The organism is Corynebacterium sp. CMW7794 (genome assembly GCF_001563605.1).
Taxonomy (GTDB): Bacteria; Actinomycetota; Actinomycetes; order Mycobacteriales; family Mycobacteriaceae; genus Corynebacterium; species Corynebacterium phoceense.
Map to the genome: position 1 here is coordinate 26,076 of NZ_KQ961710.1, position 19,693 is coordinate 45,768.

A 19,693-nucleotide genomic window follows, 5' to 3' on the forward strand; every position below is an offset into this window, starting at 1 on the left:
CCCGGCTACTCCCCCGCGCCGGTTGTGGAATGGTGAGATTTCCTGCATCTATGCACTAGCGTGGGGTAGACCACGATTCTCTGGCTTGGATGAGGCGACTCGCGGCTGTGGGTTCTATCAATTCAGGCCACGCTGCACGGGCCGAAACAATAAGAACCCACAGCCAGCTTTCAGCCGGGCGCGCATTGCCTCCTTGGCTTTGGGTTTATGGCGCTTCGGGCCTTCTCACGACGTCCAAGGCGCCATAAACCCAAAGCTAAGCCGACGCGGGCTGAGAGGCGACCGAAAGCGTCGCGGACGCTTTGGCGGAAGCCCTCGACGCGAGCGGCGCGTTCGGCCTTTACGCTCCTCGCGAAGTCGGTATCGAAAGCCGCGAGGGCCTTATCGAGCGGGGCATCGGACTTTTCCTTCGCGAGAGCCATCTCAGCGAGGACGGACTCCCCTGCTTTGTTGAAATCCTTCAGCACATGGTGCGACAACTCCACGGTACGTCCGGGCAGCTGTGAAAACGCAACACGCCCGGCCGGAGCCGGGCATGAGCGTGGAATTCTTAGGCGTCGAAGGTGGAGGTGTCGATGACGAAGCGGAACTTCACGTCACCTTTCACCACGCGGTCGTAGGCGGCGTCGACGTCGTCCACGCCGATCTTCTCGATAACGGCGCCGATGCCGTGCTCGCCGCAGAAGTCGAGCATTTCCTGGGTCTCGGCGATGCCGCCGATGTTATTACCGGTGAGCACCTTGCCGCCGCCGATGAGGCGGTTCATGTGGATGCCCATCTCCTCCGGCGGCAAGCCCACGACGGACATGATGCCGCGCGGCTTGAGCAGGCCCAGGTACTGGTCGAGCGAGTACGGCGCGGAGATGGTCGACAGGATGAGATCGAACTCGCCACGGTGGTTCTTGAAGAAGTCCGGATCGTCGCCCGAAGCCAGAAGGCGGTTGGCACCGAGCTCCAGGGCTTCCTTTTCCTTGCGAGTCGAGCGCGAGATGACGGTGACGTCCGCGCCCTTGGCCGCGGCGATCTGCACGCCCATGTGGCCAAGGCCACCCAGGCCCACGATGGCGACTTTCTGATCAGGCTTGACGTCCCAACGGGCCAGCGGCGAGTAGGTCGTAATACCGGCGCAGAGCAGCGGTGCGGCGTGATCGAAGTCGATGGAGTCCGGGATGGTGCACACGAAGTTCTCATTGACGACGACCTTCTGGGCGTAGCCGCCCTGAGTAATCGTGCCGTCGACGTCCTCCGAGTTATACGTGCCCACGTTGCCGTTGAGACAGTTCTGCTCCTGTCCGTTACGACACTGCTCGCACTCACCGCAAGAGTTGACGAGGCAGCCCACGCCGACGCGGTCGCCGACCTTGAACTTCGTCACGTTCTCGCCGACGGCCGCGACGACGCCGGCGATCTCGTGGCCGACGGTAAGCGGGAAGTGCGCCTCGCCCCACTCGTTGCGAATGGTGTGGATATCGGAGTGGCAGATGCCCGCAGCCTTGATGTCGATGACGACATCGTCAGCGCGCGGGTCGCGACGCTCGATGGTCGCGACCTTAAAGGGGGCATCAGGAGAGGTCTTTTGGAGGACCTTGGTAGAAATTGTCATGCAATCGAGGGTACAGAAATAGCCTGTGACCTCGCATAATGGAAAGTGTTCCCAATAAAAATGCCACCGCCGCAGCGGTGGCACGGGAAAGCTCTACGCTTTAAGCCAGCTTCTTCGCGATGAGCTGGTTGACCTGAGCCGGGTCAGCCTTGCCGCGCGTGGCTTTCATGACGGCACCGACGATGGCGCCGGTGACCTTCTTGTTGCCAGCCTTGTACTTCTCGACGATGTCCGGGTTGGCGGCAAGTGCCTCGTCGACAGCGGCCTCGATGGCACCGTCGTCGCGGACGACCTCAAGGCCGCGAGCTGCGACAACCTCGTCGACGTCGCCCTCGCCGGCCAGGACGCCGTCGACGGCCTGACGGGCCAGCTTATTGGTGAGCTTGCCCTCGTTCACAAGAGCGATGACGCGGGCAACCTGGGCCGGGGTGATGTCCAGGGCGGCGAGCTCCGTGCCGGCCTCATTAGCCTTACCGGAGAGGTAAGAGACCCACCAGGAACGGGCCTCGTCCGGCTTCGCGCCAGACTCGGTGGTGGCGATGATGAGGTCAAGTGCACCGGCGTTAACGAGGTCGCGCATCTCCTCGTCCTTGAGGCCCCACTCTTCCTGGATGCGGGCGCGGCGGATCCACGGCATCTCCGGAAGGGTCTTGCGGACTTCCTCGACCCACTCGCGGGAGACCTTCACCGGCGGGAGATCCGGGTCATTGAAGTAGCGGTAATCCTCCGCCGTCTCCTTCGGACGGCCCTTGGAGGTCGTGCCGTCGACCTCCTGGTAGTGGCGGGTCTCCTGGTCGATGGTGCCGCCGTCTTCGAGGACCTGCGCCTGACGCTGCATCTCGAAGCGCACGGCCTGCTCGACGGAGCGCAGCGAGTTGATGTTCTTGGTCTCGGTACGAGTACCGAACTCCTCCTGGCCGATAGGGCGCAGGGAGAGGTTGGAGTCGACACGCATGGAACCCTGGTCCATGCGGGCATCGGAGACGCCGAGGGCCGCGACGAGCTCGCGCAGGGCGCCGACGTAGGCCTTGGCGACCTCGGGGGCACGTTCGCCCGCGCCGATGATCGGCTTGGTCACGATCTCAATAAGCGGGATGCCTGCACGGTTGCAGTCCACGAGCGAGGAGGTTGCGCCGGAGATGCGGCCGTCCGCGCCACCGATGTGGGTGAGCTTGGAGGTGTCTTCCTCCATGTGGGCGCGCTCGATTTCCACGCGCCACTCGGTGCCGTCCTCAAGAACGACGTCGAGGTAGCCGTCGTACGCAATCGGCTCATCGTACTGGGAGATCTGGTAGTTTTTCGGCTGGTCCGGGTAAAAGTAGTTCTTGCGCGCGAAGCGGGAGGACTCTGCAATCTTGCAGTTGAGCGCCAGGCCAATCTTCATGGCTCCCTCGACGCCATCGTGGTTGACAACCGGCAACGCGCCCGGCAGACCCAGACAGACCGGGTCCACGTTGGAGTTCGGGGCCGCGTTGAAGTTCGTGGCGGAGGTAGAGAACATCTTCGTATTCGTGTTGAGCTCGACGTGGACCTCCATGCCCATCACCGGTTCAAACTTTTCGAGGACCTCGTCGTAGTCCATCAGGTCATACATCGCAGCAGTCATGGGGGCTATCTTAATACGTCGCCCGACGCGAGGCGCCATGCGGATCGAACTTCGAACACAGGTCCACTTCTCTGCTTATTCCGCTGCCTCATGTCGGCTCCCTCCGATAGTCTCATCTTCATGACGCTAAGCACAGGAAACATTGCCGCGACGGCGAATGTGCACACCCTGACTCGTCTCAAATTCGACTCCTCTGCCTAGGACATCTAGCGCTCGCCGTCGAGGAGCCCCGCCCCTCCACCTCCGCCCTCACCCACCTCACGCCCGCCGAGCACCACTGCCTCGACTGGCTCACCGAGCATTCCTCCACCGGGTGTCTCCGCATTGAGCAGGAAAGAATTACCTTTGACCACGCGACGGCTGCACTACAGGCGCTCTTCGCATAATCTGGGCGCCATGGAACCGCGCCTCGCTTTGGGTCTCTACCCCACACTGCCCACCCTCGACCAGCTCGGTGAAAGGCTGAACGCTCTCGACGCCCAGCTTCTCGAGCTTCCCGCGGAGGTCGAGGAAGGCACCGGCCTCTTCGCCCTCGTGGAGAACGACTACCTCGTCCTTATCCGGCGCACGGAGTCCGTCCTCCCTGACGCGCAGACCGGCCACCCGTTGCTGGCACGCGCCAGCGCCCCGCACCTTAAAGACGCCACCGGCATGGTCGTCGTCATCACCTACGCCACAGAGAACCTCCTGGTCAGCCCCGTCGAGTTCGCCCTTACCCACGCGCGCCTCACCGCCGCGCTCGTTCCCGACGCCCTCGCCATTCACAACACGGGCGCGGCCGCCACAGTCGACGCCGACGTCTTCCGAGCAGCCGTTGACGAGGGCCCACTGTCCTACGCACTCGCCCCGGTCTGGCTCTACGAGGAAGACGGTCGCTACGGCGCTTACACCATGGGCCTGCACCGCTACGGCCTGCCGGAGCTCCAGGTCGCGCCCGGCAGCACCGGCCCCATGGAGCTCTTCCAAGGCCTCACCCAGCTTGCCGATGCCGCCCTGTCCCCCAATCCCCCAACCGCCGGCGCCACAGTGCTTCTGGCCGAGGGCGAACAGCCCCGCACGCTCGTCGAGTCCACGTGGGTCGTGGGCAAGGACGTCCCTGCTCTTACTCTGCCCGCCGTCTAGCTTCGAAGGAATCCGCCGTGCCTACTCCCTTTGCCGTCAACCGCGCCCACCTCGCCCGTCAACGCTTTACGCTCGTCCTCCTCGACAGCGAGGCCGACGTCATGATGAAGATCCGCACCGCGCTCTCCAACTACTTTGGTCCGCGCCTCGGTTCCTTCACCCCGGCGCCCAAGGATGACGGGGCCTTCTCCGTGGCCATCAACAACGTGGCCACCATCGCCTTCGCGCAGACTGCCGGCACGATGGTGGGCGAGTCGGCTCCCATCGCGCACCCCATTCTCACGGGAAGCTTTGATCCGACGAAGGTACGCTCCATCGTAAGCATCGCCCAGGTCGAGCCCGCGCTTCCTGGCACAGACAACGAGTCGCGCGAGGGTGTCTTCGCCCAGCTGCGCATCCTCGCCGAGGCCACCGCGGCGCTCTGCACGCTGCCCGGCGTCGTGGGCGTACGCAACGATCTGGGCCGCGTCATCGCCCAGCCCGATATCTATGCCGAGGCCGTCGCGCGCGACGAAGCCCCACACTATCTCGCCACGGCATGGATCACGCCCGGCGAGGGCCGCACCATCAACGCGGGCACCGTGGGCATGCCGGCCCTCGGCCACCCGGAAATCCAGATTCAAGGCTTTACCGGCGACCCGACGGACCTCTACTACCGCATGGCCAACCTCATCGACTACGCCGCCCGCGGCCCGCTACTCAAGCCCGGCGACACACTTTCCTTCGGCGAGGGCCAGCCGCCTATCAGCATCACCGAGGCCACGAACTTCGTCTCCTCCGACATCCCTACCGTCGAGGTCCACCTGACCTAGGGCCTAGGCCTTGCGCGCGTCCGACCAGCGGCAGCCTGCCGCCAACAGTGCGCCAGACAGGTTGTGCCACACGGAGAACACCGCCCCCGGCAGCGCCGCCAGCGGATTCATGTAGGCGCTCGCCAGCGAGGTCGCCAGACCGGAGTTTTGCATGCCTACCTCGACGGCCATCGTGCGGCGCGCCGCCACCGGCTGGCCGGTGAACTTACCCGTGAGGTAGCCCAGCAGGTAACCAAAGCCGTTGTGCAGGATGACGGCCGCGAGAACCAGCGCACCCGCAGTCGCGATATTGTCGTGCGCGCCGCCCACCACGATGCACACGATAGCTGCGATCGCCGCCACGGAGATCCACGGCAACGCTGCCTGGATCTTCTCCACGATCTTCGGGACGAGCATGCGCACGAGCAGACCGCCGACGACCGGCACCAGCACGACTTTGACGATGGACATGGCCATCGAGCCCGCGCTCACCGGCATGTACTCCCCCGCCAGCCACAGCGTGAGCAGCGGCGTCAACACCGGCGCGAGCAGCGTCGAGATGGATGTCATCGTCACCGACAGCGCAACATCGCCACGGGCTAGGTAGGACACGACGTTGGAGCTCGTACCGCCAGGCGCACAGCCCACGAGGATGACGCCCGCCGCGATACCCGCCGGCAGGTTCAGAACTTTGACGACGACCACAGCGACCAGCGGCATGATGACGAACTGTGCGACGACGCCGATGAGCACCGGCAGCGGACGCTTGGCCACCACTACGAAGTCGACGGGACGCAGCGTAAGACCCATGCCAAACATGATGACGCCCAGCAATGACGTGACCCACGACGCGAACGAATGCGCAGTATCGGGCGCGAGGTAGCCCACGATGCCGCCAATAATCACGAGCACCGGGAAACCGAGCGCGGCAATAAGCGCGGCACGGTCCTGCGCTGCCGTCGTCTGCGTCGCCGGAGTGGCCGCGGCGACCTGTCGGGAATCACTCTGCGTGCTCATGGAATGAACACTAGCGCCCATAGGTTGAGAAATCAATCTCACATTTTGGAACATGACCAAGCAGACATGCACAAGGCCGCCTGAGAAAATCCTCAAGCGGCCTTCGACGAAGCTGTGAAATGTTTATCCGAAAAGCGCACGCGCCGTGGCATAGCGGCCATTCGGCACGATCTTCAGCTTGCCCACTGCGTCTTCGAGCGGAACGAGGTCGATGTTCTCACCGTGGAGCGCAACACACATACCAGACTCGCCGCGGTGTGCGGCGCGCGCAGCGTGAACGCCATAGCGCGTCGCCAAAACGCGGTCGTACGCAGTCGGGGTACCACCGCGCTGGATGTGGCCAAGCACCGTGGTACGCACGTCATAACCCGTACGCTTGTGAATCTCGCTGGCAATGACCTGGCCAATGCCGTTGAAGGTCTGGTGGCCGAACTGGTCAACGCCGCCTTCCTGGAACTCCATCGTGCCTTCCTTGGGCAGAGCGCCCTCGGCCACACAGATGATGCCGTACTTCTCACCCATCTGGAAGCGGCGTTCCATCGCCTTCGTAATATCCGCGATATCGAACGGCTCCTCAGGAATCACGGTGTAGTGCGCGCCACCGGCCATGCCGGCATGCAGCGCAATCCAGCCCACGTGGCGGCCCATAACCTCGACGATGAGGATACGATTGTGGGACTCTGCCGTGGTGTGCAGACGGTCGATGGCGTCCGTCGCAACGGAAACCGCGGTATCGAAACCGAAGGTGTAGTCGGTGGCGTTGACGTCGTTGTCAATGGTCTTCGGAACACCGATGACCGGGATGCCATTGTCAGAAAGGAACTTCGCGCCCTTGAGCGTGCCTTCACCGCCGATGGCAATGAGCGCGTCTACCTCAGCGTCAGCCATGTTGGCCTTTATCTGGTCGATGCCCGCCTTAAACTTATCCGGGTGCAGGCGGCCGGTACCGAGGATGGTACCGCCGCGCAGGAGGATACGGTCGATTTCCGCATCATCATAGAGGTCACGGCGGTGGTCTTCCATGAGACCAACCCAACCGTCCTCGTAGCCGACGACGGTGTCGCCGAACTCGTTGGAGGCGGTGCGCACGACGGCGCGAATAACGGCATTGAGACCGGGGCAATCGCCACCGGAGGTAAGTACTGCAAGGCGCATAGATTCCAACTTACCGCGCTGGCGCCTATCGTGCAGCAGCTGCCAACGTGTCTCTGAAGAACAAGGATGCGATAAGTCCCACAACCAGCGCCGCGACAATGACGAACAGCGAGTTCGCCATGCCGCCAGAGCCCTCCACCGACTGCACGACCGCGGACACCGCTGACACGCCAATCACGGAGCCCACCTGCCGCGAGGTGTTGTAGACACCCGAGGCCGCGCCCATGAGCGGCGCCGGAGTATCGCGCATCGTCGTCGCGGCATTCGAGCCCCAGATAAAGGACTGCCCGACGCCCAACAGCGCCATGGGCACGCACAGCCACCATGCCCCAGCGTCAGAGCGCATCAACACACAAATCCCAATGAGCGTTCCGATCAGCACTACGAAACCGGTCGTGGCGAGACGCCGCGGATCCACCTTGTCAGCCAGTGCGCCCGCGATCGGCGAGACGGCCAGCGAGATAATCGCCATCGGCGCGACAATCATGCCCGCCATGCCAGCGCCCAAGCCCTTGACCTCCTGAAGCCACATCATCACCGGCAGCATCATCGACGCCGCCATGAATCCCATGGCCACAATCGCCAAAGACCCGGCCGAATAATTACGGTCCTTAAACAGCGGCAGAGGCACGAGCGCCTCGGTACCGCGCTTCCCCGCCGTCGACTGCAGCCACACGAATGCCACAAGCCCGCCGATGCCCACGGCCATCAGGCCCCAGACCCAGCCAGCCCAGCCGGTCCCCGGGCCTTCCTGGATGCCGTAGACGAGTGCCGCAAGCGCCACGAACGAGACCGCGACGGACGCGTAGTCCACCCGGCGCGCCGTGGTCGCCAGCACTGGGACCCAGCGCTGCGAAAGCACGATGGCCGCAATGACAAACGGGACGTGCACCCAGAACACCGCCTGCCAGCCAAAAGCGCCCACAACGAAACCACCAAGCAGCGGGCCCGCGAGCGACGCGACGGAGCCGATGATCCCCCACGCGCCAAGCGCATGCCCGCGGCGCTCGCGCGCAAAGATGCGGTTGATAACGGCCATCGTCTGCGGCATCTGCAATGAAGCACCGAGTCCCTGCAGCCCTCGCGCCGCGATGAGAAACCCGATATTAGGCGCCAACGCGCAGGCCAGCGCACCGACGCCAAACAGGGCAATACCGAACTGGAACATCTTCTTTTGTCCATAGATATCGCCCAAGCGCCCGGTAAAGAGCAGCGGGGTCACGACGGCGAGTAGATAGATGGAACTCACCCACATCACCTGACCCACCGTTGCCTCAAATCCGTGCTGGATGCCCGGCAGGGCGACCGCAATCATCGACTGGTCGAGCAGCGAGACGAAGAATCCCAGCGAAAGCGCGAACATCGCACGCCACGCGTCGCGTTCCGGTGGGACTTCAGAGTGAGAGGCAAATGTGGGCACGGTCATAGCCCGCGAGTCTAGCGAAGCCGCCCCAAGTGGTCGCGGCCGCGCCTACACTGTGTGCCATGGGATCCATCGACATTAAGAAACCGCAGACCGTCTCCACCGCCACCACCGTCGCCTTCGGCCTCATCGGCGGTTGGCTCACCGCACGCGAAACCGGCATCCGCCCGCTCGGCGGCGTTGTCCTCGGCGCCGCTGGTCTCTGGGCCGGCCGCAGCTGGCTCGCCAAGACCGATCCAATCACCACCACGGCGCTGTCCGCCATCTATCTTGGTGCCTTCGGCGCCTCACACCCGCTGGCTAAGAAGATCGGTGCGTGGCCAGCTGTCCTCGCCGTCACCGGTGCTGCCGCTGGCGCTGCGTACTCCCTGTCCGACATTCGCTAGCTAGGTAACACGAATTCATCCATAATTCATACGGTCGCGAGCCACTGTTCACCTTCACGGGGTTTGATCTTTGAGTCATTAATCTCGACTATCACTCTCCGTGGAGGATTTTCATGTCTATGCCTCGCTTCCTGACTGCCTGTGCGGCCTTCTCAGCCGTCACCTTGTTAGCTTCCTGCGCAGAACCTGCGTCCGAAAAAGGGGTATCGGATAACTCTGCAGCAAGTGGTGAGAAGACAACCATCACTGTCTACACATCAGAGCCGGAAGAAAAGGTCGACGAAATCAACGCGGCGTTCATGGAAGCCAATCCCGACATCGAGGTGGAAGTCTACCGCGCGGGTACGGGCGACCTTAACGCGCGCATCGCCACGGAGAAGGAATCCGGCGACATCGGCGCGGATGTCTTCTGGGCTGCCGATGCCGCCACGTTCGAAAAGTATGCCGAAGCCGGCGATCTCGCGGAACTCACCGACGTCGATGCTGAGCCAGTTATTGACCAAGCCAAGGATTCGAAGAACCTCTACGTGGGCACACGCATTATCCCCACGGTTATCGCGTACAACACTGATGTCATCGACGAAGCAGACGCACCCAAGTCCTGGGCAGATCTCACAGATCCGAAGTACAAGGACAAGCTCGTCATGCCGAACCCAGCCGTCTCCGGCGCGGCAGCCTTCAATACTTCGGTATGGAAGAACGACCCGGCACTGGGCGAGGAATGGATCACCAAGCTGGGCGCGAACGCTCCGATGATTGCCGAGTCCAACGGCCCGGCTTCCCAGGAAATCGCTTCCGGCGCGCGCCCGGCTGGTGTGGTCGTGGATTACCTCATCCGTAACCTCGCTGCCGACGGCTCTCCGGTGGAAACCGTCTACCCCACCGAAGGCGTTCCCTATATCACGGAGCCCGCTGGCGTTTTCGCAGACTCTGAAGCCAAGGAAGCCGCCCAGACCTACATCAACTTCCTGCTGAGCGAAGAGGGCCAGAAGCTCGCCGTCGAGCAGTCCTACCTGCCGGTGCGCCAAGACGTTGGCACCCCGGAGGGTACCCCGGAGCTCAAGGACATCAAGCTCATGGATCAGGATCTGAAGACCATCACCGGCGATAAGGATGCCGCGGTTGAGCTCTTCCAGAATGCTGTGAAGTAACGTGCGCTCTTCCGTATCGCTGTTGCGGGGCGGGGTGTGGCTGATAGTCCTCGGGCTTTTCGCCACACCTCTCGCGTTTGTCGTATCCCTTGCGATGGGCGGCAACCAGATCCCGCTGCTGTTTGATCAAGGGCTTGGTCAAGCCGCCTGGAACTCACTGTTTTCAACAGTGCTTTCCGCTGTCGGGGCCGTGGTTATAGGCACCATCATCGCTATTCTTCTTGACCGTACTGATGCGGCGGGTTCCAGTGTTCTCCGCCTGTTCTTGCTTTCCCCATTGCTTGTTCCGCCGTTTATTGGCGCGATTGCGTGGATGCAGCTCTTCGGGCCGGCACAGGGCTTCAACAAGATCTTCGACCATGATGTGTGGAATATCTATGGCGCGGACGGCGTGACCTTCCTGCTCATGGTTCATTCCTATCCCACGGTCTATGTCATTGTCTCCGCGGGTCTGCGTTCCATTCCCGCCGATCTTGAGCAGGCCGCGCGCGTCGCAGGCGCTTCGACGTGGACCGTGCTACGCACCATCACATTGCCACTGCTACGTCCCGCGTTGCTCTCAGCATTCACGCTCACTGCCGTTGCCAACCTCGCTGACTTCGGCATCCCCTCCATCCTCGGTTCGCCTGCCCGCTTCGAGACCCTGGCCACGATGATCTATCGCTTCATGGACTCCGGAACCGTGGACAATCCACTCCAGGTGGTCTGTACCGTCGGCGTGGTTTTGCTCTTCCTCGGTCTGGGGGCGGTCATCGCTGATTACCTCGTTGCTATGTGGGCGGCGTCCAAGCTGCAGGACACGGGCACGTCACACCGCTTCCGGCTGGGCGCGGCGCGTTGGCCCGTCACTCTCGTCGGCTGGGTGGTTGGACTCGCAGTTACGCTCGGGCCCATCCTCGGACTCGCCTACCGAGCTCTGCTCCCGGCCCCAGGCGTGCCGTTTACGCTCGACACCATCTCGCTCAGCAACTTCTCCAAGGCGCTGTCCAATCCCCGCGTCATCGATGGATTCACCAACTCCGCTCTGCTCGCACTCGGCGCCGCGCTCATCTGCGGCGTGCTGGGCTGGCTCATTGGTCTACTTGTCACGCGCACTCGGTTGTTCGGCAATACCGCGATGACGCTGCTCGTGCTGCTTCCCACGGCGCTGCCTGGCCTCATCATCGGCGTCGCCTGGCTCATCGTCGGGCGCTACACCGAGCTCTACAACACCGTATGGATCATCCTGCTTGCCTATGTCTGTGCGTTCACGGCTCTGGTGCTACAAGCGGTGCGCGCGCCGTTACAGAACACGCCTGTTGCCGTCGAGGAGGCCGCTCGCATCTCCGGTGCTGGACCAGTTAGGGCTCTTTTATCCACCACAGGCGCCATGGCGATTCCTGCCGCGATCTCCGGCGCCGTCCTCGTCGCCATCACTGCGGTACGCGAGCTCACAGTGTCCATTCTGCTCATCTCACCTGGTACCACCACTCTGGGCGTGCAGGTATTCAACCTCCAACAGGCCGGCAATTACAACCAAGCGTCTGCGCTCTCGTTGCTCTTCGCACTCATCGGCGTGGTCGGCCTCGCGCTCACCATCCGTCCGCCTCGTCTGAAGAACTAGGACATTCATGTCATCCATCACGCTTTCCCATCTCACCGTCGACTTCGGCGATGGCGCCAAAGGCCTCGACGACGTCTCGCTCGACGTTGACTCCAATGAGTTCATCGCACTCGTCGGCCCGTCGGGCTCTGGAAAGACCACGCTATTGCGTTCCATCGCGGGCTTCCTCGAGCCGACCTCCGGCACCATTTCCATCGATGGAAAGGACATCTCAAACACACCGCCGGAGCGTCGTTGTATGGGGATGGTTTTCCAGCAACACGCCGTATGGCCACATATGTCCGTCGCTGACAACGTGGCCTACCCGCTGAAAATGGCCAAGGTCGGCCATGCAGACCGCAGCGCCCGCGTCCACCGTGCACTCGAACTGGTCGGTCTCGGCGACTTCGGCCGCCGCAAGCCAGTCAGCCTTTCCGGCGGACAACGCCAGCGCGTCGCACTCGCCCGCGCCATCGTCGCCGATCCCACCGTGCTGCTCTTGGACGAGGCTCTCTCCGCCCTCGACGAGCCGCTGCGTGATTCTCTGCGCCGCGAACTCGTCTCGCTCACCCGTCGCGAAGGTCTCACCACGGTCCACGTCACCCACGATCGCGCCGAGGCCTTGGCCATCGCGGACCGGATTGTGGTTCTCGACAAGGGCCGCATCCAGCAAGTTGCCACACCGCAGAAACTTCTCGCCCGCCCCGCGAGTCCCCAAGTGGCCGCGTTCATCGCGGATGCCACAATCCTCGACGCCCACCGCGACGCACACGAGGTGATCTGTCCTTCGTTTGGTCTTTCGTGGCCCGCGCCCGATTCCGCAGACATCTCGTGCGTCGGTGTCCTGCCTTCCCACGTCGAGCTCACCGCTCCCGGCACTCCCGGTGCTGTCGATGCCATCGTGACCTCGGCGCTCTTCGAATACAACCGTTTCTCGGTCACTGCCCAGGTCGGAGCCGACACGACCTTCCGCGCCTCAACCACCACGCGGCCCGACGTTGGCGACACGGTGGGGCTTCGCATCAGTACGCCGCTTATGTATTAGCCCCACGCCCGCGGTTCCTCTTGACCGCGGGTCTTCTTTTCTCTAAGGTTACCCACATAGGTGGTAAACCCCCTAACCCAAACACCTTTCCCTAACACTCACAACGAAAGGAGGCTCCATGAGCGACTCCCGCCCCTTGTATCAACAGCTCGCTGGCGGCATTCGGGACATGATTATCTCGGGCCAGCTCGGCCCCGGCGATCGCGCCCCGAGCACCAACGAGCTCTCCGCGTTCCACTCGGTCAACCCGACCACAGCTGCCAAGGCGCTCACGGTGCTCCACGATGAAGGACTGCTGGAAAAGCGGCGCGGGCTCGGCATGTTCGTCACGCCCGAGGCCCGCGACCACGTCCAGAAACAACGCCGTTCAGCACTGCGCGAGGACTTCATCGCACCCCTTCTCGCCGAGGCTCGCGCGCTCGGCCTATCTCAGACAGAACTCATCGATCTCATCCGTGCCGAAGGAGACCAGCCGTGAACACCATTTCGCTCGACGACGTCCACGTCAAAGACTTCCTACGCGCCGACTCGCTGAAGCTTGCCCCCGGACTCTACGGAGTCATCGGCCCCAATGGCGCCGGAAAGACCACGCTCATGCGGGTCATTGCGGGGCATCTACCGGCGTCCGACGGTACGGTCGACTGCGCGACGACCGCCCTCGCTCGGACCGGGCACGATATTGCGCTCGCTGGCTGGACCGTGGCCGACCATCTCGATATCGCCCGGCGTGCACGAGGCGCGCTCGACCTCGACTACGCCCGAAACCTGCTCGAGCGCTTCGACCTGGCAGAGAAGTCGCGGTGTTCTAAGCTCTCGACCGGCCAGCGACAGATCCTCGCCGTGATTACGGCACTTGCGGCCCGCACTCCCATCACGCTGCTCGATGAGCCCTTCAACGGCCTCGACGCCCCGACTCGTTCCACGTTGCGTGAGATACTCATCGACCATGCTGCGCAGACCTCGGACTGGACGCTCCTCATCTCGTCGCATCGCGCCGAGGACCTCGCCGGGCTTGCCGATGCCCTCGTCATCCTTCAGGCCGGCATCGCCACCGGCCCCGTCCAACTCGATGAGCAACGCGCGCTATTCCCTTCGCTCACCGGAGAAACCAGCGCCGTTGACGCGGCCATTAAGGAACTAGACGCCGAAGTCCTCGACCGCCAGACGCTCGGCCCAACGACGCGCGCGCTCGTTCGCGCCACTCATGCCCCAGCCGATCTGCCCGCCACCGTAACAGTAGAACACCCCGACGACGCGCAGCTCATCGACTCCATCGTCACCGCCGCCAAGCACTAAGGAGCCCTATCATGCCCACTCTTTTTGCCGCCCAGCGACCGCTACCCCTCGTCTTCGGCATTCTCATCATTGTTCTCGCCATTGGCGATTACTTCATTCCCCGCGACTACCACGCCGTCACTATCAACCCGGCTGGCTGGATTATCTGGTCAGCGTTCCTTTGGGGCGTATTCGCAACTCTCACCGCGACGCAGTTTCGCACGCTGCGCAGCCTCGACATGCCACAGAAGATATGGCAACGCGCAACCCACGGTGTCATCATTTGCGGCTCAGTGGTATTCGGCATCATCGCTGCGGCCGCGCACTACGTCGCGCAAGGAATTGGCGTTCCCGTCGACAGCTCCTTCGAGGTCTATTTCGATTCCACACCAGAGGTCTATTTACCTGACGGGCACGTCGATTACGCCGCTGCCCAACCTGATTGGCGCCTCATCGCCCTCACCGTCCTCGGCTTCATCGTCACCTATCTTCTCGCGGGGTACATGGGGGCCGGGACTGGTCTCTTGTTCGCGAGCTTGCGCGTTCGCGGCCTGCCAGCGCAAATCCTCGCACTGTTCGCTCTGCTTGTCCTCGTCTATTGGCTCGCACTCCTCGCGAGTAAGGTGATTTACGCTGCAGTCGGGTATGTTTCGGCCCCCTTCCCGGGACTTTTCGTCTTCGGCGGGATTGCCGTCACTGTCGGCGCGCTCCTTGTCTGGCGCCTGCCGCGGCACGTTCATCCTTAGCCTCCTCACAAAGGCACTATGCCAATAGCAATAAGCCCTGGTCACGAAAAATCCTCATTTTTCGCGACCAGGGCTTATTGCTTTCGGAACATTGCCGTCGTGGGCTAGAGCTCGCGCGTGGCGGCTTCCTCTTCGACTTCCAGCTCGGCGACAAAGTCCCGCTTGGAGGCCTGCCACTCGTCTTCGGTCATGCGCAGGCGCCAGTACCCGGAGATCGACGCGTCGCGCTTCGATACGCCGCGGTTAACAAAGAGGTAGCGGCGCAGCGACTTGATCATCTCAGCCACGCCGTGGACGAACCAGCCGATGTTGCCATCTGGGACCTGGTAGGTACGGACGGCATCGGAAAGCGCGGTGCCGGGCATCTCTCCGTTGCGGTAGACGAAGCGGACCTCGGACTCGGGGTTCTCCGGCATAGGAATTTCGTGGCCCGGTGCCTCGACCTCAATAAAAGCGACCGCCGTCGAGCCCGCCGGAATCTTCTCCAGCGCCGCGGCAACCGCGGGCGCAGCCGCCTCGTCACCGGCGAGCACGAAGTGGTCGTAGTCGGCCGTCGGCGCCCAGCCGCCGCCGGGGCCAGCAAAGGCGAAGCTCTCGCCCACCTGGACGTCGCGCGCCCACGGACCAGCCAAGCCCGTGTCGCCGTGGAGTACGAAGTCGATGGACATTTCGCCCGTCGTCGTGTCCACGGTGCGCAGCGTGTACGTGCGGGTTACGGGGCGCAGGTGCTTGGGCTGCGTGTCCTTGATGTGCCCCAGGTCGAAGGGCCAGGAGTAATCGGCACCCTCCGGGACAAACAGGATCTTGATGTAGTGGTCTGTCTTATCGAGCTCACGCCCAATGATGCCCGGCGCCGTCGCAAAGAGGCGCACCATGTCGGGCGAGATCTGCTCCTTGCCCGTAATCGTCGCCTCGATGGCTGTGCGACCCTTCTTCTTTGGCGGTTCGGGCCGTGACTCCTGCTGGACAGAGCCCGCTGCAAGGAACTGCGCGCGCCGTTCTTCCTTCTCCTGGTAGCGGCGCGCCTTAGCATCGTGCTTCGCGCGCTTGCGGTCCGCGTAGGAGGCGGCATAGAGATCGGCGCGGCCCGCCGCCATGCCCTCACGATAGCCTTCGGCGTAGGCGGCGGCATACCCGGCTTTGAATCCCTCAGTCCACTCAGGCGACGGGTTGATCGGTGCGGATGCAGGTTGCTGCTCAGCGCTCATGGTGCCTCCTCTAGGTTCAACTAGAAGCAAAGGCTACCCTAACTCAAATGAGCATTTCTAATCGCGGGGGTGGTTGTCCCTCCGCGCGCGAAGCCCCAAGACTCCCATAACCGTTGTGGAAACCACCAGCACCGCGGCGATGGACACCAAGATAACCGGGCTAGCCGATGTCGTCTGCAAGAGCCCCTTGGCCGCCAGTACAAACAACGTCACAAGAGCGACAAACGACACGAGGGATACGATTTGGGCCGCGCGGAACACGATCTCCTCCTTAAGGTCTACGTGGCCCCTACCCTAACAAAGGCACGTGCATGCCGTGCCCGGACTTGTAGAACTGGGCGCAGTGACGCCACCAGTAAAAGGAACACTCAATGCGTACGCGCGTGAGCACGACACGGCACAGTAGGACATAGACGAAAGCCCCAGTTCACAGCGTGAACTGGGGCTTGATGCGCGTTAAGGCCTACTTGTTGCGGCCAGCCTCGTACGCGGCACCCACCTTGTACAGGCGGTCATCCTGGAACGCCGGCGCCATGATCTGCAGGCCGGTCGGCAGGTTGGTGTCCGAAGCCAGACCGGACGGCACGGACATGCCGCACACGCCGGCGAGGTTGAGCGGCAGGGTGCACAGATCGAAGTTGTACATCGCCATCGGATCTTCGACCTTCTCGCCCAGCTTGAAGGCCGTGGTCGGGGTGGTCGGAGACACGAGGACGTCGGCGACCTCGAAGGCCTTGGCGAAGTCCTGGGCGATGAGCGTACGCACGCGCTGCGCCTGGAGGTAGTACGCGTCGTAGTAGCCGACGGACAGGGCGTAGGTACCCAGCATGATGCGGCGCTTGACCTCGGGGCCGAAGCCGGCGGCACGGGACATGGACATGACCTCTTCGGAGGAGTGCGTGCCGTCGTCGCCAACACGCAGGCCGTAACGCATGCCATCGAAACGAGCGAGGTTCGAAGAGACCTCACACGGCATGATGAGGTAGTACGCAGCGAGAGCGTCGTCGAAGTGCGGGCAGTCAACCTCGACGATCTCAGCACCCTGGGAACGCAGCTGCTCCACGGCGGCGTGGTAGGCCTCCATGACGCCGTCCTGCCAGCCGTCGCGCTCGAACTGCTTGATAAGGCCCACCTTGACGCCGGTGAGGTCGCCGTTGGCGCCTTCCTTGGCGGCGGCGACAACCGGGGCAACCGGCTTATCCACGGAGGTGGCGTCGAAAGCGTCGTGGCCGGCGATGATCTCGTGGAGCAGCGCAGTATCAAGCACGGTCGTGGCACACGGGCCGGCCTGGTCCAGGGAGGACGCCGCAGCAATGAGGCCGTAGCGCGAGACGGTGCCGTAGGTCGGCTTCACACCCACGGTGTTGGTGAGCGCGGCCGGCTGGCGGATGGATCCGCCGGTGTCGGTGCCGATGCCCAGCGGGGCCTGGCCGGAAGCCAGGGCCGCCGCGGTGCCGCCGCCGGAGCCGCCCGGGGTGCGGTCCGTGTCGTACGGGTTGTGGGCCGGGCCGTAGGCAGAGTTCTCGTTGGAGGAGCCCATGGCGAATTCGTCGAGGTTCGTCTTGCCCAGGATCGGAATGCCAGCGGCGCGCAGCTTCTTCACGAGCGTCGCGTCATACGGGGACATCCAGCCCTCCAGCATCTTGGAGGCCGCGGTCGTGGGGGCATCGGTCGTTACGAGCAGGTCCTTGAGCGCGAGCGGGACGCCAGCCAGCGCAGAGGCCGGGGCCTCGCCAGCGTCGAGGGCCTTATCGACAGCATCGGCAGCAGCAAGTGCTTCCTCAGCGCCGACGTGGAGGAAGGAGTTGAGCTCGCCGTTGGTCTCCGCGATGCGATCGAGGAAGGCCTGAGTGACCTCGCGGGAGGTCAGCTCGCGGGAGTGAATCTTCTCCGCCAATTCAGCGGCGGTAAGGGAGGTAATCCCCTCAGTAGGTGCGATAAAAGTCGACATTTACTCTCCTCCCAGAATCTGCGGAACGACGAAGCGATCGTCTTCGCGAGCCGGCGCCTGGTCCAGGGCCTGCTCGGCGTTGAGCAAGCGAATAACCTTGTCCTCACGCATGGGCGCGTCCACGGAGTGCGGGTGGCTCATAGGTTCCACGCCCTCAGCATCGACCTTGCCCACGGCCGAGACCGAGTCCACAATCTTGTCGATCTGGCTGGCGAACTGCTCCAGCTCCTCGTCGCTTAAAGCCAAGCGGGAAAGCTTGGCCAAGTGCGCGACCTCTTCACGCGAAATCTCAGACACGCGAACTCCATCCTTTAATTCAGATACGTCTGTGTAGCTAGGCAACCATGTTACTGCACTGTCCAGCATGCGGCGGCACGGGGCGCTCACTCCCTTCACCCATAGGGTTGGACCAATTCCTTGTGGAGTGATCCACGACACGAGTACCATGGGGCGGAACGCCCAAATCCATCGAAAGTTTGCCATGTCCTTCCTCATCCGAGTCATCCTTCCCGACACACCCGGCAGCCTCGGCCAGCTCGCCGAGGCATTTGGCATCGCCGGCGCGAACATCCAGTCGGTGGATATTGTTGAGACATCCCCCGAGGGTTCCGTCACCGATGACATCGTGGTGGAGCTGCCCGCCGGCACCATGGCAGACGTCCTCTTTACCGCCGCCAACGAGGTCGACGGCGTCGAGATCGACTCCATCCGCCCCTTCAGCGGCACCGTCGACCGCCGCGGCCAGATCTCACTGCTCGCCCGCGTCGCCGCGAAGCATGACACGACCGCCGCCATGCAGGAGGTCTGCGCCGCCATGCCGCAATCGCTCACCTCCACGTGGGCCATCGTTATCGACAACAATGAGCCCATCCATCGCATTGCTGCTTCCGATGCCGCCCCCGAGGACGATGGCACCATCCCCTCCTCCATTGCTGTGGACAGCGCCCGCGTCCTCCACCCTGAACGCGAAGACTGGATCCCGGAGTCCTGGGCCCTTCTCGATTCGGCGCTGGCCGCCACTCCGCTCGGCAACACCGGCCTCGTCATGGTCATCGGCCGAGTAGGCGGACCCGACTACTTGGCCTCCGAGGTCGACCACTTGGGGCACTTGGGCACGATTTTGGGTGCTTTTGTGAAATAAGTATCCGATCGCGGCGCGCACCGCTACGATCGGATAATGCCTTAAACGATCGAAGTTCAATCGCCTTCGATCGTTTCGTCATTGACGCTCTTCCTCATGTGGCCCGCCGTAGAAATGGAAGAACTCCTATGGACGTCGCACGCGCCCTTGTACCGCCGAGCACGGGCGAAGCAACCCGCAACGGACGACTCCCCGCGTGTTTTCGCTAGTCTGACGGCATGGAGGAAAAGAAGCTCACTAGCCTCATCTTCGGAAACGTCGTTATCGAATCCTCGTTCATGGGCGGAAGCCTGCGCGTCTACAGCCCGGACATGCGCTCCTATTCCGAGCTCACGCACCACGGCATCACGCTCAAGTCCCCACTCGACGAACTGTGCGAGCACATCTTTCGCGACGTCGAAAGCGAGCTGGAGAAGCACTACCCGGGAGGCGTAGCACGAGCTCGCCGGGAACTGCCCCCCCCTGGCTTGAACATATGGCGATGAAAACTA

General features: G+C 63.0%; 20 protein-coding genes. 12 read left to right on the forward strand and 8 right to left on the reverse strand.

The genetic code is table 11. The features are described from left to right. Positions 1 to 550: 550 nt before the first annotated feature. Together HMPREF3227_RS01055 and gatB are read right to left on the reverse strand one after the other, a co-directional pair. The gene (locus HMPREF3227_RS01055; RefSeq protein ID WP_066493370.1) at positions 551 to 1,603 is read right to left on the reverse strand and encodes an NAD(P)-dependent alcohol dehydrogenase; all 1,053 of its coding nucleotides are present in this window, start codon (positions 1,601 to 1,603) and stop codon (positions 551 to 553) included. A gap of 100 nt (positions 1,604 to 1,703) precedes the next feature. Further along, positions 1,704 to 3,209, reverse strand: a complete 1,506-nt coding sequence (gatB, locus tag HMPREF3227_RS01060; RefSeq protein ID WP_066493365.1) for an Asp-tRNA(Asn)/Glu-tRNA(Gln) amidotransferase subunit GatB — start codon at positions 3,207 to 3,209, stop codon at positions 1,704 to 1,706. Between the two features lie 182 nt (positions 3,210 to 3,391). Here gatB and HMPREF3227_RS13940 point away from each other — a divergent pair, with 182 nt between their 5' ends. From HMPREF3227_RS13940 to HMPREF3227_RS01070, 3 genes are read left to right on the forward strand one after another with little or no spacing between them, the layout of a single operon-like run. After that, positions 3,392 to 3,595, forward strand: coding sequence for a Wadjet anti-phage system protein JetD domain-containing protein (locus tag HMPREF3227_RS13940; RefSeq protein ID WP_082723344.1), 204 nt, complete (start codon positions 3,392 to 3,394; stop codon positions 3,593 to 3,595). Between the two features lie 10 nt (positions 3,596 to 3,605). Then, positions 3,606 to 4,331, forward strand: a complete 726-nt coding sequence (locus tag HMPREF3227_RS01065) for a hypothetical protein (protein ID WP_066493360.1) — start codon at positions 3,606 to 3,608, stop codon at positions 4,329 to 4,331. A gap of 17 nt (positions 4,332 to 4,348) precedes the next feature. Next, complete coding sequence (locus tag HMPREF3227_RS01070; RefSeq protein WP_066493358.1) at positions 4,349 to 5,143, forward strand: DUF4261 domain-containing protein; 795 nt, start codon at positions 4,349 to 4,351, stop codon at positions 5,141 to 5,143. Positions 5,144 to 5,146: 3 nt separating this feature from the next. Here the strand turns inward: HMPREF3227_RS01070 and HMPREF3227_RS01075 are convergent, their stop codons facing one another. From HMPREF3227_RS01075 to HMPREF3227_RS01085, 3 genes are all read right to left on the reverse strand, one after another. Beyond that, on the reverse strand, positions 5,147 to 6,139 hold the full coding sequence (locus HMPREF3227_RS01075; protein ID WP_066493357.1) for a bile acid:sodium symporter family protein: 993 nt from the start codon (positions 6,137 to 6,139) through the stop codon (positions 5,147 to 5,149). Between the two features lie 123 nt (positions 6,140 to 6,262). Beyond that, complete coding sequence (locus tag HMPREF3227_RS01080) at positions 6,263 to 7,294, reverse strand: 6-phosphofructokinase (protein WP_066493356.1); 1,032 nt, start codon at positions 7,292 to 7,294, stop codon at positions 6,263 to 6,265. 25 nt (positions 7,295 to 7,319) lie between these two features. Then, positions 7,320 to 8,720 carry an MFS transporter gene (locus HMPREF3227_RS01085; RefSeq protein WP_066509566.1) on the reverse strand — a complete coding sequence of 467 codons (1,401 nt, stop codon included), beginning with the start codon at positions 8,718 to 8,720 and terminating at the stop codon, positions 7,320 to 7,322. Between the two features lie 59 nt (positions 8,721 to 8,779). Between HMPREF3227_RS01085 and HMPREF3227_RS01090 the strand changes: the two genes are divergently transcribed. From HMPREF3227_RS01090 to HMPREF3227_RS01120, 7 genes are all read left to right on the forward strand, one after another. Further along, on the forward strand, positions 8,780 to 9,103 hold the full coding sequence (locus HMPREF3227_RS01090) for a hypothetical protein (protein ID WP_066493352.1): 324 nt from the start codon (positions 8,780 to 8,782) through the stop codon (positions 9,101 to 9,103). Positions 9,104 to 9,216: 113 nt separating this feature from the next. Continuing rightward, complete coding sequence (locus HMPREF3227_RS01095; RefSeq protein WP_066509567.1) at positions 9,217 to 10,254, forward strand: ABC transporter substrate-binding protein; 1,038 nt, start codon at positions 9,217 to 9,219, stop codon at positions 10,252 to 10,254. Between the two features lies 1 nt (position 10,255). Next, entirely contained in the window at positions 10,256 to 11,857 is a 1,602-nt protein-coding gene (locus HMPREF3227_RS01100; RefSeq protein WP_066493350.1) for an ABC transporter permease, read from the forward strand. Positions 11,858 to 11,864: 7 nt separating this feature from the next. After that, the gene (locus tag HMPREF3227_RS01105; protein WP_066493349.1) at positions 11,865 to 12,881 is read left to right on the forward strand and encodes an ABC transporter ATP-binding protein; all 1,017 of its coding nucleotides are present in this window, start codon (positions 11,865 to 11,867) and stop codon (positions 12,879 to 12,881) included. Positions 12,882 to 12,999: 118 nt separating this feature from the next. After that, on the forward strand, positions 13,000 to 13,359 hold the full coding sequence (locus HMPREF3227_RS01110; RefSeq protein WP_066493347.1) for a GntR family transcriptional regulator: 360 nt from the start codon (positions 13,000 to 13,002) through the stop codon (positions 13,357 to 13,359). Then, the gene (locus tag HMPREF3227_RS01115) at positions 13,356 to 14,177 is read left to right on the forward strand and encodes an ATP-binding cassette domain-containing protein (protein WP_066493343.1); all 822 of its coding nucleotides are present in this window, start codon (positions 13,356 to 13,358) and stop codon (positions 14,175 to 14,177) included. Before HMPREF3227_RS01110 ends, HMPREF3227_RS01115 begins: the two co-directional genes overlap by 4 nt. A gap of 11 nt (positions 14,178 to 14,188) precedes the next feature. Further along, positions 14,189 to 14,902, forward strand: coding sequence for a hypothetical protein (locus HMPREF3227_RS01120; RefSeq protein ID WP_066493339.1), 714 nt, complete (start codon positions 14,189 to 14,191; stop codon positions 14,900 to 14,902). Positions 14,903 to 15,006: 104 nt separating this feature from the next. Here the strand turns inward: HMPREF3227_RS01120 and HMPREF3227_RS01125 are convergent, their stop codons facing one another. From HMPREF3227_RS01125 to gatC, 3 genes are all read right to left on the reverse strand, one after another. Continuing rightward, a complete protein-coding gene (locus HMPREF3227_RS01125; RefSeq protein WP_353935769.1) occupies positions 15,007 to 16,110 on the reverse strand; it encodes a siderophore-interacting protein in 1,104 nt (367 codons plus the stop codon). A 463-nt stretch (positions 16,111 to 16,573) separates the two neighbouring features. Then, positions 16,574 to 18,061 carry an Asp-tRNA(Asn)/Glu-tRNA(Gln) amidotransferase subunit GatA gene (gene gatA, locus HMPREF3227_RS01135; RefSeq protein WP_066493335.1) on the reverse strand — a complete coding sequence of 496 codons (1,488 nt, stop codon included), beginning with the start codon at positions 18,059 to 18,061 and terminating at the stop codon, positions 16,574 to 16,576. Beyond that, complete coding sequence (gatC, locus tag HMPREF3227_RS01140) at positions 18,062 to 18,358, reverse strand: Asp-tRNA(Asn)/Glu-tRNA(Gln) amidotransferase subunit GatC (RefSeq protein WP_066493333.1); 297 nt, start codon at positions 18,356 to 18,358, stop codon at positions 18,062 to 18,064. 184 nt (positions 18,359 to 18,542) lie between these two features. Here gatC and HMPREF3227_RS01145 point away from each other — a divergent pair, with 184 nt between their 5' ends. Together HMPREF3227_RS01145 and HMPREF3227_RS01150 are read left to right on the forward strand one after the other, a co-directional pair. After that, positions 18,543 to 19,202: an ACT domain-containing protein gene (locus HMPREF3227_RS01145; protein WP_066493331.1), complete on the forward strand. Its 660-nt coding sequence runs from the start codon at positions 18,543 to 18,545 to the stop codon at positions 19,200 to 19,202. A gap of 218 nt (positions 19,203 to 19,420) precedes the next feature. Then, entirely contained in the window at positions 19,421 to 19,687 is a 267-nt protein-coding gene (locus tag HMPREF3227_RS01150; protein ID WP_066493329.1) for a hypothetical protein, read from the forward strand. Positions 19,688 to 19,693: the final 6 nt, after the last annotated feature.

Coding starts and splice junctions, on each gene's coding strand:
- HMPREF3227_RS01110 (WP_066493347.1), top strand. CDS start 13,000: ATGAGCGACTCCCGCCCCTTGTATCAACAGCTCGCTGGCGGCATTCGG.
- HMPREF3227_RS01125 (WP_353935769.1), bottom strand. CDS start 16,110: ATGAGCGCTGAGCAGCAACCTGCATCCGCACCGATCAACCCGTCGCCT.
- HMPREF3227_RS01105 (WP_066493349.1), top strand. CDS start 11,865: ATGTCATCCATCACGCTTTCCCATCTCACCGTCGACTTCGGCGATGGC.
- HMPREF3227_RS01145 (WP_066493331.1), top strand. CDS start 18,543: ATGTCCTTCCTCATCCGAGTCATCCTTCCCGACACACCCGGCAGCCTC.
- HMPREF3227_RS01055 (WP_066493370.1), bottom strand. CDS start 1,603: ATGACAATTTCTACCAAGGTCCTCCAAAAGACCTCTCCTGATGCCCCC.
- HMPREF3227_RS01150 (WP_066493329.1), top strand. CDS start 19,421: ATGGAGGAAAAGAAGCTCACTAGCCTCATCTTCGGAAACGTCGTTATC.
- HMPREF3227_RS01075 (WP_066493357.1), bottom strand. CDS start 6,139: ATGAGCACGCAGAGTGATTCCCGACAGGTCGCCGCGGCCACTCCGGCG.
- gatB (WP_066493365.1), bottom strand. CDS start 3,209: ATGACTGCTGCGATGTATGACCTGATGGACTACGACGAGGTCCTCGAA.
- HMPREF3227_RS01090 (WP_066493352.1), top strand. CDS start 8,780: ATGGGATCCATCGACATTAAGAAACCGCAGACCGTCTCCACCGCCACC.
- HMPREF3227_RS01095 (WP_066509567.1), top strand. CDS start 9,217: ATGTCTATGCCTCGCTTCCTGACTGCCTGTGCGGCCTTCTCAGCCGTC.
- HMPREF3227_RS01085 (WP_066509566.1), bottom strand. CDS start 8,720: ATGACCGTGCCCACATTTGCCTCTCACTCTGAAGTCCCACCGGAACGC.
- HMPREF3227_RS01065 (WP_066493360.1), top strand. CDS start 3,606: ATGGAACCGCGCCTCGCTTTGGGTCTCTACCCCACACTGCCCACCCTC.
- HMPREF3227_RS01120 (WP_066493339.1), top strand. CDS start 14,189: ATGCCCACTCTTTTTGCCGCCCAGCGACCGCTACCCCTCGTCTTCGGC.
- gatA (WP_066493335.1), bottom strand. CDS start 18,061: ATGTCGACTTTTATCGCACCTACTGAGGGGATTACCTCCCTTACCGCC.
- HMPREF3227_RS01080 (WP_066493356.1), bottom strand. CDS start 7,294: ATGCGCCTTGCAGTACTTACCTCCGGTGGCGATTGCCCCGGTCTCAAT.